Origin of the sequence: Rariglobus hedericola, assembly GCF_007559335.1 — a bacterium.
Classification (GTDB): domain Bacteria; phylum Verrucomicrobiota; class Verrucomicrobiia; order Opitutales; family Opitutaceae; genus Rariglobus; species Rariglobus hedericola.
In genome coordinates this window covers 2,176,732-2,191,167 of the sequence record NZ_VMBG01000001.1, presented here as the reverse complement: position 1 = coordinate 2,191,167, position 14,436 = coordinate 2,176,732, and the positions used below count along the sequence as shown (strand labels likewise).

General features: G+C 63.7%; 7 protein-coding genes. All 7 read right to left on the bottom strand.

Annotated elements, in window-relative coordinates; translation table 11 throughout:
* Positions 1-26 precede the first annotated feature (26 nt).
* Complete coding sequence (locus tag FPL22_RS09540; protein ID WP_144230050.1) at positions 27-1,304, bottom strand: PEP-CTERM sorting domain-containing protein; 1,278 nt, start codon at positions 1,302-1,304, stop codon at positions 27-29.
* Between the two features lie 339 nt (positions 1,305-1,643).
* Positions 1,644-3,848 (bottom strand): GH92 family glycosyl hydrolase, encoded by a 2,205-nt coding sequence (locus FPL22_RS09535; RefSeq protein WP_162525247.1) that lies wholly within the window; start codon positions 3,846-3,848, stop codon positions 1,644-1,646.
* A gap of 5 nt (positions 3,849-3,853) precedes the next feature.
* Positions 3,854-5,770, bottom strand: coding sequence for a sialate O-acetylesterase (locus FPL22_RS09530; RefSeq protein ID WP_144230048.1), 1,917 nt, complete (start codon positions 5,768-5,770; stop codon positions 3,854-3,856).
* 146 nt (positions 5,771-5,916) lie between these two features.
* Entirely contained in the window at positions 5,917-8,478 is a 2,562-nt protein-coding gene (locus FPL22_RS09525) for a golvesin C-terminal-like domain-containing protein (RefSeq protein WP_144230047.1), read from the bottom strand.
* A gap of 93 nt (positions 8,479-8,571) precedes the next feature.
* Positions 8,572-10,020 (bottom strand): vWA domain-containing protein, encoded by a 1,449-nt coding sequence (locus FPL22_RS09520; RefSeq protein ID WP_144230046.1) that lies wholly within the window; start codon positions 10,018-10,020, stop codon positions 8,572-8,574.
* Positions 10,021-10,030: 10 nt separating this feature from the next.
* The gene (locus FPL22_RS09515) at positions 10,031-10,780 is read right to left on the bottom strand and encodes a hypothetical protein (RefSeq protein ID WP_144230045.1); all 750 of its coding nucleotides are present in this window, start codon (positions 10,778-10,780) and stop codon (positions 10,031-10,033) included.
* Positions 10,777-14,406 carry a hypothetical protein gene (locus FPL22_RS09510; RefSeq protein ID WP_144230044.1) on the bottom strand — a complete coding sequence of 1,210 codons (3,630 nt, stop codon included), beginning with the start codon at positions 14,404-14,406 and terminating at the stop codon, positions 10,777-10,779. Before FPL22_RS09510 ends, FPL22_RS09515 begins: the two co-directional genes overlap by 4 nt.
* Positions 14,407-14,436 lie beyond the last annotated feature (30 nt).

Genomic DNA, 14,436 nt, shown 5'->3' with positions numbered 1-14,436 from the left:
CGCGTTGCTGCGAATCGCTTGGACGACTAAACGCGACGGCGGAATCCGATTACGGCGAGGACGATCATGCCGGCGAACAGTGCGTAGGATGAGGGCTCGGGAATCGCCGAGTAGGAAAGGATACCGGTGCTTTCGGAGAAGCTCAGGCCGGCGCCGTTGGTCCAGATGTTATCAAGATCGTCATCGGTGAAACCACTGACGGTGAAGGTGCTGGCAAAGGACTGGTTGGTGACATCGGCGATTATCCAGCTGTTGCCGTCGGCGAGCACGGCAGAGGTAAGGTCGAAGGCGAATGTGCCGTTGAAGGTCGCAGTGCCCGCGCCGGTGACCTTGTTGCTGATGGTGTTTGCACCGATGTAGAAGGTCAGGGAGCCGGTGGTGGCCCCGAGGATGTAGGTGCCGGCAGACACAGTGACATTATTACCCGAGGATGTGCTTGCTCCGGAAAAGGTGTAAGTGCCAGCGCCGGATTTTACGAAGTTGAGATCACCGGAGATGGTTCCGCTGAAGGTGCCGCCTGTGGCGCCCAAGGTTGAGTTGCTGCCACCTGTGATGCTACCTGAGCCGGAGAGACTGCCTACCGTCTCGGTGATGTTGGCGTTGAGCTCAAGGGTGCCGCCCGTATTGACGGCGAGGTTACCACCGAATTGTTCGTTTGCGGCAATGCGAAGCGTGCCACCGGAATTAACGGAAGAGGCTTTGAGCTGTTTGGTCGTGCTGCGTTGAAGGATAATGAGGCCGCCGTTGGCATTGATGCTGTAATCACTGCTAACGGTGTCGTTAAGAGTCAGGCTGCCGGCGCCGGTTTTGGTGAGCACTTTACCAGCGCCATTCATGTTGGAGGTAAGTGCGCCTTCCACTGCGAACGAGGTGTTATTTCCCAGAACGAGGTTGTTCAACGTGGCACTGGCAGCTGAGTTGACGGTAATGGTGCCGGCGGTTGAAACGGAGCCGATGGTGATATTTGATCCCCCGATCGTATGGGCACCTTCTTCGATTGTGATGCTCTTGGCGCTGAGTGTGCCGCTGGTGATGACAGCTGCAGTGGTTACATCGCTGCCAGCGGAGAATATAACATCATCATCCGCAGTGAAGGTCGTCGTCGCGGATGAACCGGTGCTGTCGGTGGTCCAGTTGGCAGTGGTGCCGGTGTCCCAAGTGCCGTCGGCGATGACTCCGGCGCCCGCAGTGGCTCCGTTGGTGTCCCAATATAACGTGGCGGCGTTTGCGGTGAAGGCGGTCAACGAAGCGAGGGCGACGGCTGAAAAAGCGGGGCGGAGTAAGCGGGGGATTTGAAGAGGCATGGTGATTATAATCACTGCGGGTTGAGGTAGCACCGATGCAGGCTGCACGGCTAAAACGGGGTATGAACATACTACTCGGTGAGCCCGGAATCACAACGGGCAGATCACGCAACTAGTTGCGTGGATAACCTGCTTGCGAATGCAAAGTTATGATCCTCCAGATCGCCTTTAGATGACGGAAAAGCGTTGTTGCGAATACATGGCGCGGCCATTTCGACGGAGTCGCGGGATCTACGGAGCCGCCTTGTGTGCGTGGCCTCATGCGAGCTGAGGATTTAACCACTGCAGGCGCCGGCAATTCTATCTGGAATGCTCTGAGGCGACGGGGGCGGTTCTGCTTTACGCGGCAGTGAGACCGGAGGGGGTGGATGCGAGGGTGAAGTGGAGGGCACCGCCGGCGAAAAGGGCGGTGTGGGGCAGTTCGAGTGAGGTGAGTGCGCGGCCGTTGAAGGTGATGCTCTCGGTGTAGTTGGTCGCGGTGGGGGTGAGGCCGGTTGTGGTGATGGCGAGCGTGCGGCCGGCGGGGAGCGTGATGGTCACGCGGTCGAAGAGCGGGGCGGTGAGTTGGTAGCGGGCGGGGCTTTCGCAGGCTCCGGTGGCGCTGAAGAGGCCGATGGAGACGAGGACGTTCCAGGCACCCATGATGCCTTGGTCTTCGTCGCCGCCCCAGGTGTCTTCAGGCGAGTTGCCTGCCTTGATGGTGTCGATCACGCGGCGCAGCCAGAACTGCGTTCGGTCGGGGCGACCGGCGAGTTGGAAGAGGTGCGCGGTGGCGAGCGCGGGTTCGTTGCCGAAGTCGAGCGGGATGAGGTTGTGGTGATCGCGCGGGGCGAAGAATTTTTGTTTTTCGGAGAGGGCGAAGGCTTCTTCGAGGCGGGCTACGAAGGCTTCGCGGGAGCTGAAACATTCGATGAGGCCGGGGACGTCGTGCGCGGAGTGGTAGGTGAAGGTCCAGGCGTTGGCTTCGGTCCAACCTTTCTTTTGCGAAGGATCGAAGGGCTCGGTCCAGGAGCCGTCGCGTTCGCGGGGGCGGCAAAAGCCGACGGAGGGGTCGAAGAGGTTGCGGTAGTTGCGCGAGCGGGCGGTGAAGAGCGTGGCGTCGGCGGTGTGGCTGAGGGCGGTGGCGAGTTGGGCGAGGGCCCAGTCGTTGAAGGCGTGCTCGATGGTTTGCGCGGCGCCGTGGGTGTGCATGCCGACGGGCGGGAGGTCTTCGGGGATGTAGCCGAGGGCGATGTAGTCTTCGATGCCGCCGCCTTTGCAGGTGGTGTGTTCGTAGCCGGCTTTGCTCATGAGGCCGCCGGGGAAATGGTTTTTGCGGAGGGCCTGATAGGTTTCTTCGAGGTCGGAGGGGCGGTGGAGTCCGTTGTTGATGGCGCAGGCGAAGAAGGGCGTGGATTGCGCGCTGGTCATCACGAACGTGTCGGCGCCGCCGGCGGGGCCGCGAGGGATGTATCCGCTGTTGTGATACATATCGGTGAGGCTGTGGCAGAACTCGTCAATGAGCTCGGGGTAGGCGAGAGACCAGAGGGGGGCGAGGGACCATTGCACGCCCCAGAAGGCGTCGGAGCTGAAATGGCGGTGGTGCGGACGGCCTTCGGGTGTGAGGGGGATCTGGCGGACGCGGGGCTCCGGGCCGGTGTTGTCGAAGTAAGTGCCGGCGGCGTCGCTCACGGTGCGGCGGCCAAGGAGGGAGAAGTAGAGGTCGGTGTAGAAGCGGGCTCGGCGGGTCGCGTCGCCGCCTTCGACGGCGATGCGGGAGAGGTGGGTGTTCCAGTCGGCGTGCGCCTCGGCGTGGAGTTGGTCGAAGGTTTTGTCGCCGGATTCGGCGGCGAGGTTGGCGCGGGCGGCTTCGAGGGAGGTGTAGCTGACGCCGACTTTGATGGTGACGGGGACGGCGGGGCGGTCGAGGGAGAGGCGGGCTTGGACGCGGGCGGGATCGAAGGGTTCCAGCGTGGCGTCGGTGTTGAGCGTGAGGACGAAGTAAACGGGGTGGGTCTTGGGTTTGCGGATGGTGGGGCCGTTGATGACGGAGCCTTCGAGGGTGCGCGGGTTGGTTTGGACGAGGCGGGCATCGAGCATCGCGCAAGGCCCGCATTGGGAGGCGAGGTCGATGAGGATCGCGGCGTCTTCGCGGAGATCGGCGGGGAAGGTGTAGCGGTGCGCGCCGGTGCGGACGGTGGCGGTGAGTTCGGCGGTGATGCCGTAGCGGTCGAGGTGGACGCGGTGGTAGCCGGGTTTGCAGAGCTCGGTGTCGCGGGAGAAAGGGGACTGCCAATCGGTGGTGACCTCGCCGGTGACGGGCATCAGGAGGATGCCGCCGCTTTGCCAGTCGTGGATGTGGCTGAAGCCGACGATGTGGGTGTCGGCGAGATTATAGCCGCAGCCCCAGTCGCCGTTCACGCGGGTGTCGGGCGAGAGGGCGACGAGGCCGAGCGGACGGCAGGCGGACGCGAAGGAGATCCAGCGTCCGATGGTGTTGCCGAGGCGGGGTTCGACGAGGGAGGCGTAGTCGGGGGAGTTCAACACAGAGGGCGCAGAGGACACGGAGATTACCAACGATCGGAGCGGAAGGGGCTGGCGGGAAGGCCGGAGGCGCCGGTGAGGTTGCTGCCTTCGGGGTTGTCGGCCCAAGCGTAGCGGACGGCGACGGGTGACGGCACGGCGGGGCTGGTTACGAGGAGGGAAGTGCCTTCGATGGTTGCGGTCGCGGGGTGGAAAATACGGTCTGTGCCCGCGACGAAGACCGTGCGCGGGGCGGCGCCGTCGGTCGTGGAGAGGACGCCGTCGGTGTCGGTGAATGCGACGCGTGCGGAGGGGCCGTTGAAGGTGAACGCGGAGGCCAGCGGGCCGTTGGGGACGAGGGCGCGGTGGTAGTCGCGGGAGAGTGCGCTTTGTGCGAGACGTTCGCCGACGGGGATTTTGTTTTTCGGGTGGATGTCGGCCGCTTCGCCGAGGTCGGTGATCACGGCGATGCCGGTGCCGGGGAGCGCGAGCAGGGCGGACTGGGCTTCGCGGAGGCGGGCCCATTTGCTGTCGGGCTCGTGAGCCAGCGGGCTGCGGAAGGCGGTGAGTTGCACGGTGTGGAACGCGAACGAGGGAATGCCCCACTGTGCGCGCCAGTCGGTCACGAGATCGCGGAGGAGGCGGGCGTAGAGGTGCGGGGCGGATTCGTTGCTCTCGCCCTGATACCAGATGGCGCCGCGCAGGGCGTAGGGCACGAGCGGGGCGATCATGTTGTCGAAAAGAATGTGGGGCGAGTTGGGTTCGCCGTGGCCCATGACGGCGGGCGGCACGGTGACGACGCCGAAGTTGTGTTCGCAGCGGTAGCGCCACGCGCCGGCGAGGGGTAGCGCGGCGTCGGGCTGGTCGGCGGGGTGGACACGCATGAGGTGGGCCGGGCCGATGAGGCCGCCGTCATAGAGAAATGAATACACGCGAACGGCGATGACGAGGCGGCGGCCGGTGACGAGGGCGGCGGGAACGGTGTAGGTGCGGGGGACGTTCCAGAAACGGTCTTCGCGGTCCTTGCCGGTGCGGCCGACTTCGGTGCCGTTGACGTAGGCGATGTCTTGTTTGTCGGCGGCGCCGAGGTGGAGCTCGAGGTCGCGGCCGGTCCAGTCGGCGGGGATCTCGACGGTGCGGCGGAACCAGAAGATGCCGGAGTATTTTTCGCCGGCGGATTGCCAGGAGGCGGGAAGCTGAAGGGACAACCAGGTGGAGTCGTCGAGGTCGGAGGTGTGCCAGGGTTGGGTGAGGCCGGGGTCGGCGGGGAGATTGGGGTTGGCGAGGCGTCCGTCGGCACCGAGTTCGCCGACGGTTTTCCAGCGGTCGGTGGTCCAGGCGCGGGCTTCGTAGCCGGCGAACCACGCGGCGATGTCGGGGTTGTGCGCGAGCGTGGAGCGGCTCATCCACGTTTCGATGATGGTGCCGCCCCAGGAGGAGCTGAGGATGCCGACGGGGACGCCGAGTTCGCGGTGGAGACGGCGGGCGAAGGCGAAGGCGACGGCGGAAAACAGCGGCGCGGCGGAGGGCGTGGCGAGTTGCCAGGAGCCGTCCACGGTGCGGTGCGGGCCGAGGTGGGTGCGTCGGGCGACTTTGAAGAAACGGATGCCGGGGAAGTCGGCGGTGGCGATGGCTTCGTCGGTAAACGGACGGGACTGATCGAGCGGCCATTCCATGTTGGACTGTCCGGAGGCGAGCCAGACCTCGCCGACGAGGAGATCGGTGATCGTGAGGGATTCGGAGGTGGCGGGGGTTTCGACGACGAGGATGTGGGGGCCGCCGGCGGGGAGCGCGGGGAGGCGGATGAGCCAGTCGCCATGGGCGTTGCTCAGGCCGTGCGCCTCGTGGCCCGCGAGCGTGACGCGGATGCGGGTGTTCGGCGATGCCCAGCCCCAGACGGGGAGAGTTTGGTCGCGCTGGAGCACGGCATGATCTTGGAAGGGTGAGGCGAGGCGGAGGGTCATGAGGAAAGAAAGCGAAAGAATCGTCGATCGAGGTGCGGACTTAAACGGGAGGTCAATGCATTCAGTTTCAGGCCTAGCGTTAAGCCAAAAGGCCGCCTCTCGTGAAAAGAGGCGGCCGGGTGATGCGGTGGATTAAGAGATGCGAATCAAGGCGCGGCGACGTTGACGAAGCGGACGGCGTCGGCGGCGACGGTGCCGGTGGTGCCGGTGGTGTTGATCTGCACGGAGCCGACTGAGCCGTTTACGAAACGCCACGTGCCGATTTTGACCCAATCGCTGGCGCCGGTGGTTTGATCGACGGTGATCTCGCCGGGGGCCGTAGTGCCGTCGGCGTGGACAACTGTGATCGGGACGTTGGTCGCGAAGCTGCCGGACTGCGGCCAGCGAATGTAAACGTCGCGCCAGCCGAAGCCTTGGAGCGTCGGTTTAAAGCGAACGGATTTCGTGCCCTTGCCGGTGTTTCCATCGGTGAGGAAGTTGGTGCCGTGATAGGTGGCCGGAGTCGTCACGGGGTCCCACGCGCCGGTGACGGTGACGCCGGAGGTGGCGGTATTGTCGATGATCATCTCCGCGCCAGGGGTGAAGTAGTCCATGGTGATCGCGAGGCTTTCGATGTGGGTGGTCTGACCCGAGCCGCCGGTGAAGCCGAAGACAGTGCCCACCGGAAGGGCGGAAGGATTGCCGATACGGTTGGTCACGTCGGCGATGAGCGTGCCGGTGGCGTCGGTGCCTTGGTGGAGGCGGGCGCGAACGGTGCCTTCGCTGCCGTCGTAGTCGATGACGGCGAACAGATCCACGTTGTCCAATTCCGCGTGGGTCTTGGTCGCCCAACCGTCGGCCGCGGCGTTGGTGACGTTGGAGATGACGCTGAGCTGATTCGGGGAGTTGTCGAACTTCACGCCCCAGAGCCGGTTGTTTTGACCGACATAACCGAGGCCCGGCCCGGCCGGACCCACCGCGAGCGGATTGGCGGAGTAAGCGCCAAAAACGAAGCCTTGCCCGGTGGTGCCGACGACCTTGAAACCAAAGCGGGCTTGGAAGCGGCTGCGCGCGACGCCCATGGCCTGGCCTTTAAACACGACGGCCGAAGATTGGTTGGCGGTGGTGCCGGTGAGCTGTAAACGACCGCCGGAAATGACGGGCGTGAAGCCGTTGGCGTAGGTGAGCATACCGGTGGGCACGGTGTCGAAACTCGTGTTCAGGACCGTCGAGATGGTGGCGGGCGGAGTCGCGATGGGAGGAACGGGAGCGTCGGTGCGCGGGAAGCGGAAGACCGACGCGGTCATGGGTGCGAAGGTCTCGGTGAACGACGTGCCGTGCGTGGTGGCGATACCGGTGTCGGGAGTGGCGGTTGCGGAGAGATTGAAACGCGTGGCGGCGGTGACGGGCGGGGCGTTGTTGATGGTTACGTTCGCCGTGTAGCTGTTCGTGTCGCGGTTGATCACCTGAACGTAGAGATAAGCGTCGTCCTTGGTGGCAGTGACGACGAGCCGAGGGGTGTTGCTGGTGGCGGCGACGACTTCGTTGCCGGTCAAGACACCGTGCATGTAGAGGGCCCAGTAGGCGAACGAGCGGGCCTTGGTGTTGGTGTAAAACGCGAGGTGACCGTCCTGATAACCGTCTTGGACGCGGTCGAACATGAATGCGTTCGTAAGCAGGCTGCGCGGGTTTTGCAGCGCGTAGTGGTGGGAGAGAAGGAACCAGAGGCCTTGAGTGATGCTGTAGCTGAAGCCGTTTCCGTCACCGTTGATGCCCACGTTCATCTCGGTCACGCCGGTGCCGACCGAGGAGGGAACGCCGTGATCGTTCATGGTCTTGAGCAGTCCCCCTTCACCGCGGTGGCCGCCGGCGACGAAACTGGAGTCGAAGTGAAGCGTTTCCAGGCTGCTGTTGAGCAGCACGTAGGGGGTATAGACGGTGGTTTCCCAATTGTAGATCGTCGCGTAAACGTGGCGGGTGACGATATCGACCTGATCGCCACAGGCGTCGAGGAAGTCGCGCATGAATGTGTCACGGCCGGTGTCGTAACCGTATTCAAAACTGATGACGGGACCGGCGAGAAGGACGTTGCCGCGAACACCGGAGGCAACGAGCTGGTTATGCGCGGCGGAGAAGAAGCCGATGTATTCCTGCGGAGTGGATACCTTGTAGTCTACGGTGATGTCGGGCTCGTTGCCGATTTCCCAATATTGTGTGGTGAGATTAAACGGGGCGGATTTGTAGCGGTTGACGAGGAACGCCAGGTTGGTGGCGACACGCTGGGCGATCGGGGTGGTGTCGCCGGCGGGATACAGTGTGCCATCGGTGCGGAGGAGTTTGTTTTTGAACGCGGTGTTGGTTTCCGCCTTGATATACTGGATGAAAACCGGGCGGCCTCCGACGTTGAGGATCTGGGCGACGCGCATATCCAGTTCTTCGATACTTCCGCCGGCGCCGGTGGTGGGATAACCGGGGATGCGGACGGCGCCGATGCGGGCGTTGATCATGTCGTCCCGATAATTGGGGGACAGGCTGTTCCAGAAAGTGGTGAGGGCGACGACGCCTCCGAGGCCGGCGGGGATATCACGGATGTGGGAGTTGGCGTTGACGGTGATGGTCTGCGTCTGTGCGGACAGGGGGGCGCAGGTGGCGAACAGGACGGCGAGGACGGATAACGAACGGCGGAGCGTTCGGCGTGAGTGCTCTTGGGGTGGGTTTTTTATTTTCATGGGGGGAAGGCAAAGCAGTAGCTGGGCATCCGTGGTGCGGGTGCGAAGGAGGGAGAAAAAAGAGTCGTGCCGGTCAGCCGGAAGCTGACGTTGTCAGGACTCCTTGCGGGTCAACTCTTCGAGACGTTTGGTGGTGATGAGGTTGAATTTGCCTCCGTTTTTGGAGGAAAGGGTGGAAAGGTTTTTCTCGGAGGCCTCGGTTTTTTCAGCGGGACCGGTGAACAGGAAAATATTGAGGGAGGCGCGGTTTTTGAGCGCGTATTGGAGTCTGGATACGTGGCCGATCACGTCGGTGAATTCCGCATTGTGGGAGGTGGCGACGTTGGTGCTGAAATCAGTCCAGATGGGTTCGCCTTTTTTGTCGGTCCAGCCGGTGGTATCGAGCGAGAGGGAGAAACCGGCTTTCTTGAGCGCGGCTTGAAAATCGGCGGCGAGGACGCGGCGGATGTCCTGGATGACGAACGGATCTTTCTTTTGGGCGACGAGCTTCTTGTTGATGGCATCGAACTCGGCGCGGAGTTTGGCGAAGGCTTTGCCGCGGGCGGCGCTGATGCCGGCGACGTCGAGGCCGGAAGCCTTGATTTCTTCGAGCTGTTTGGCGCGTTGTTCGCGGCGGCGGGCGATGTTTTCGTCGCTGTAGCGAATCTGGCCGGCAGCTCCGCCACCGGTTATGACGAAGACGGTGTCGGGCTGTTGTTCGAGGGCGGCCTGGATACTTTGAATCCAGGAGGCGGGGCCGTATTCAGGGTCGAGTTTGAGTTTTTCGGGGCGGCTGAAAGTCCAGCGGGGCGCGTGGCCGGGAATGGAGCTGCCACCGAGGGAGGAAAGGCTGGCGTTGATGGGTTTGATCCACTCGAAGAACTCGGTCTTGCTGGCGACGGTAGCGGGGGTGAGTTCCTTGGCGAAAAGCCGGATGGATTGTCCGTCAAACAGGACGACGTTAAATGAGTTGGCCGGAGGCAGCGTGCTGATGAGTCGGGAGATTTCGGTGCGGAGAATCTCGAATGCACGGAAACCGCCCTTGCGGATGTCCATGAGGCCGGGGCTGATGTCCACGACGAAGACGACTTTGCTGGCGCGCTGGTTGGTGACGCCCAGAAAGCTCATGCTCATGAACCCGGAGCCGCCGAGAGAACGGGAGCCGAGTCCGGTGTTGTAGCCGGTGCCGGTGCCCATCGCGCCGAGGCCGGCGCCGAAGCCCATGCCGCTGAGCGAACTCGCGCCGACGGAGGGCAAATCGGGCATGGCGGGCATTTGCAGGGCGTTGTCGGCCGTGGAGAAAATGCGCGCGGCGGAGACGGGCGATGAGCTGGATGAGCCCCCGGCTTTGCGGGCGACCTGAAGGCGATGTTCGACCTGTTTTTGGGCGACCGACGGTTCCGAGGCAGTGGCGGCATCGAAGGATTTTTTCTTTCCGATGATTTGTTCGCTGACGACGAAGTAGCCCGCGATGGCGATGAGCACGACGTGCACGGCAACCGTGACGAGGAGGGGAACGCTCGCGGTGACACGACGGTAGAGATTTGGACGCGGTGCGGACATGTCGGATGGTTCAGGGCGTGTCGGAAAACGTGAGCCAGAAGCAGCCGGGTTTGGGCGGGCCAAACTCGGCGAGTTCGGCAGAAGTGAGCATGTGTTTCATGCCGCCGGGGGAATAGACGAGGATGCCGAACATGCGCTCCTTGGCACGGATGACGGTCATGCTGTCCTGGATGAGTTGCCAGCCGCCGGCCTCTTGCTGGACTTGGATGGCGATTTTGAAAAGCACACGATGGCGCGAGTCGGTGGCGGGTTGAACGAGGCTGGTTTCGCCCGGGGCGGTGACGACGCGGCTGTCGCTGAATTGCGCGGCCATCGAAACGGGGCTGCGGTTGATGATGCGGATGGAACCGGCGGGGAAGAGGGCTGGGTTGGTGTCGATGAACTCGACTTTGTAAACGGGGGCGACGTCGGGGGACGCGGGTGGGCGCGGGGTGATGATGACGAGCGCGGAGGGGGTGTTGGCCGACGGGGTGACGCTGGCGATTTTGACCGGCTTGGGGATGCCGGTGACGGGATCGGCGAGGGTTTTGTAGATGTCGAGTGAAGTGACGTCGGCGGGTGTGTAAGGCGCGCTGATTTCGTAGGGGTTGGCGCTGACCTGGCGAAAAGTGGTGCCGAGTTTAAGCGAGTAGGCGCCCGCGCTTTCGTCGATGAAGAGGAAGCGGAGTTTGGGTGGTTTGGGGGCGTCGGGCTGCGCGAGCGCGACGGTGGAGAGAAGACAGAGGACGGAGAACAGCGGACGGAGGACGGAGGCGGTCATATGTCTTCGGGTGAGAGCCAGCGGAAGCTGACGATGTGGAAGCGGCGGCCGAATTTGGCGTTGGTGGAATTGGCGGCGGGAGTGGCGGTGGCGGCGAGGGAGGGATCGACGTAATCGGGGAGACGTTGGACGACGGCTTCGCACCAGGCGCGGCCAGTTACGGTGCCGGTGGCGGGGTTCACGGAGTCTCCGTAGGTGCGGATGGTGAAGGTGTCGGAGCGGGCGGTGAGCGTGGGGCCGAGGGCGGAGAGGACGTCGGCTTGGAGGAGGTAACCGGGGAAACCGGCGAGGCCGTTGGGGAGAACGTAGGCGTTTTCCTGGAAAGAATTGGAGACTGTGGTGAGGGTGAGTGCGTTGAGCGGCGAGGTGACGTCGTTGCGCTGGTTGACGACGCGGTCGATGGCGGCCTGCAGTGCACCGCTCAAACCCATGCGGTGCGGGTCGGAAGCCGGCGGGGTGAGGCGGCGGTTGACGAAATCGGAGAGCGATAGGAACGGGCCGCGTTTGCGGATTTGCAGAACCATTTCCTCGGCGAGGGCCTGGATGTTATCGCGGGTGAGGTCGCGAAAGCCATTCCAGGCATTGGCGTTCAGTCCGGAGCCGGAGCCGGTGGAGCCGCTGGTGGATTTGGGGTAGAGCGTCCGGGTGTAAGGCGCGATGGTGGCGGTCTCGGCGGCGACGGGGACGTTTTTGAGGCTGGAGAAAACGGCCTTCCACGCTTCGACGGAAGTGGAGTTGATGTTGAACGCGCCCTCGACGAGGAGGTTGCTCGCGGCGGAGCGGGCGTCGCCGCGGAATTGGGTTTCGTCGTCCCACGGGGTGGTGGTGAGGTCGCGAAAGGGGCGGTAGCGGGCGTTGACGAGTTTGTCGGTGGCGAAGTCGAAGTCTCCGGTTTGTGGATACGTGGAGAAATAGAAGCGGTCCCAGAAAATGTCGTTCCAGAGATAAGAACCGTCGTAGTGGTAGCCGAAGTTGGAACTGGAGAAGAAGAGCTGGTCGCGAACGACGCGTGGCTGCGGGTAGGAATTGGAGATCGGGTAATTGGTCTGCCACGTGTGGACGATGCCGGAGTTATAGGCGACCGAGCCCTGGCTCAGAAACGACGTGGCGGTAATGAAGCCGGCGGTGTTGAAATGCTGGAGCTGTCCGAGCGAAGCGAGCGGGCGGTCCGCGCGCGGAAGATCGTAGAGAAAATTCTGGAAACCGGCGTCGGTGCTGCGCACGGAGAGCGGGGTGAGTGTCTGTGGGGCGGACTGGTCCTGGGCGGCGTTTTCACCGCGGTTGACGATGCCCCAGCGGGTGGTCGCGGCACCCGGCGAGGGACGCATGTGGTGGGCGTCGAGCCATGGGTTGAAGGGGCTGCCGACGGGGGCGCTGGCGCCGTTTTTGCCGTAGGTGCGGGCGAATTCGACGGGGTGGTTGTTGGCGGAGTTGTTGGAGATGTAATTCACCCACAAGGCGCGGTAGTTGACCTGATAAAAGGGAGCCTGCTGGGGGACGGTGGATGCGGCGGAGCCGGGCGGCTGGTTATAGAAATTCATGAGGCCGCCGCCGACGCGCGTGCCGCTGGAAATCGGATCCACGAGGAAGAAGAGGCCTGCGCCGTTGGCGGGATCGACGGTGTATTGGGCGAAGGTGAACTGGAGGGCTTTGGCTGGATCGTTGGGTCCGCTGGCGTCGAGGTAGAGCGCGGTGAACATGCCGGACTGGCCGACGGTGAGGGCGGCGTGGGTTTTGGTAACGCCAGCGACAAGTCCGGGCAGGGCCTGGTTGGTATTGATGGTGATGGCGGTGAGCGGATCGAAGTCGTTTTTCAGGATGACCGAGGTGGTGCTGGTGGCGTCGAAGGTGAGGCGGTCATCCACCAGGCCGGGGTTGTCGGCGGCACTGATGGTGAAGATCAGCGCTTCACCGGCTTCGATGCCGGTGGAGCTGAGCACGAAGCGGGTGTTGGCGGTGAAAACGTTTGCGATGGCGATCTGGCCGGGGGTGGTGCTGGCGCCCAGACTGTATTCGGTAGGGTCGGTGGAGTTGCCGAAACGCAGGCGAGGTTGGGTGCCGCTGAAACGCACCACGTAGTCGGCGGGGCCGAGTTTCACGTTGTAGGGATTGGCGAGGACGACGACCGGTTGCACGTCCACCCAGACGGTGCCGCCATCGATGCGGAGACTGTAGAACAGCTTGCTTTGCATGATGAGCGGAGAGAGGCCGTGCTGGGTGCGCGTTTGAAGGCGGGGCGTGCCGGTGTCGGAGGCGTCGATGGAGGCGCCTTGATTGGCGAACGACCAGAGCTGTTCCCACGTGGCGCTATTGGTGAAGATGCCGTCGGAGTATTTTTGCGCGCTGCTGGAAACGTCGGGTGGCAGCGTGGCGTAGGGCGTGGTGACGCTGGAAAAAAGCGAGTTGGAGACGGCCGACGGGGCGACGGCGGGGTTGCCGTAGGAGGCTTGAAGAGCGGTGCGAAAATCGGCGAGCGTGGGACGACCGAGGAGGTAACTGAGATCTTGTTTGAGGCCTCCGTTGCGGGTGTCGGCGAGGACTCCGCGTGAAGTGACAGAGAGATCGTGAAAACGCGTTTTGAGTTCGGCGGGAAACGCGGCGGCGGGGCTGAGGTAGGTGAGCTGGGAGGCGTTGAAGATGTTGAGGAGATCGGGGGAATTGGCGGGGTAAGTGGCGCCAAGACCATCGGTGCCGGTGGTCGTCATCGCCTCGATGGCGGGACGTTGGGCGGACTGGAGGCGGGTGCGGCGGGCTTCGGGAGTGGCGGTGGCGGCGTGGTGGTCGATGAGGTTGGCGCGGGCTTTGACGCCTTCATCGCCGACCCACCAGGCGTAGTGACCGACGAGAGTGGGAGCGCCGTCGGTGCCGGGGACGTTGGTTGCGCGGATTTCTTTTTGCGGCGCGGTGACGAGACGGTCCAAGTCGGCTGGAGTGATGGCGCCGGTGGTGCGTGGACCGACGAGCAGGCGGTGGGTGACGCCGGTAGAGTCGGTGAGGGTGTCGTCGGCGGCTTGGGACGTGATGGAGAGTCCCGTGAGCGTGGTGTCGGGAGAGAACGTGGCGGCCTCTTCATTGCCGCTCACGAGCCACGCGGGCGTGAGCAGCGTGTCGTCGGAAGGATGGCCGGGGATAGGATTGAAGTTTTTGGGCGCAGCCGGGTCGAAGGGGTCGCGTTGGTGGTTTTTCCATACGCCGGTCCACTGGCGGTTGCGGGAGGCGCGCCAGTAGGTGTTGATACTGGCGGTGTCGGCGGAGCGGGCGGCGGTGTATTGAGCTGCGGTGGGCTGGACGGCGGGCGGAGGCGCGGAAGGAACGGTGGCCCAAGTGTGGTTTGCGGCGGGAGGAGGCAACACATCGGCGCGGGCGGTGACGCGTTGATCGGGTCCGGCGTGTTTCTGGAGTTCGCCAAGGGCAAGGTTGAGGGCGAGAAGCGCGTTCTGGCGGGCTTGGGCGATGGACTGGCTGTTCGACGCGACCTGGGTTTCGACGCGGGTTAAGCTGGCGAGCGAGACTAGCAGCAGCACGAGGAACGCGAGGAGCGTGATCGTGATGAGCAGGGCGAAGCCTTTTTCGCTCCGGCTTCGGCGGTGCGGCGCGACCAAAGAAGGATGGCGGGGTAGTGCCATGAAGGTGTGGATTCGCAGGGAATCCTGCGG

What these genes read in the sequence shown, in the direction of transcription:
- FPL22_RS09540 (WP_144230050.1), bottom strand. Translation starts at nt 1,304, where the DNA reads ATGCCTCTTCAAATCCCCCGCTTACTCCGCCCCGCTTTTTCAGCCGTC.
- FPL22_RS09530 (WP_144230048.1), bottom strand. Translation starts at nt 5,770, where the DNA reads ATGACCCTCCGCCTCGCCTCACCCTTCCAAGATCATGCCGTGCTCCAG.
- FPL22_RS09525 (WP_144230047.1), bottom strand. Translation starts at nt 8,478, where the DNA reads ATGAAAATAAAAAACCCACCCCAAGAGCACTCACGCCGAACGCTCCGC.
- FPL22_RS09520 (WP_144230046.1), bottom strand. Translation starts at nt 10,020, where the DNA reads ATGTCCGCACCGCGTCCAAATCTCTACCGTCGTGTCACCGCGAGCGTT.
- FPL22_RS09515 (WP_144230045.1), bottom strand. Translation starts at nt 10,780, where the DNA reads ATGACCGCCTCCGTCCTCCGTCCGCTGTTCTCCGTCCTCTGTCTTCTC.
- FPL22_RS09510 (WP_144230044.1), bottom strand. Translation starts at nt 14,406, where the DNA reads ATGGCACTACCCCGCCATCCTTCTTTGGTCGCGCCGCACCGCCGAAGC.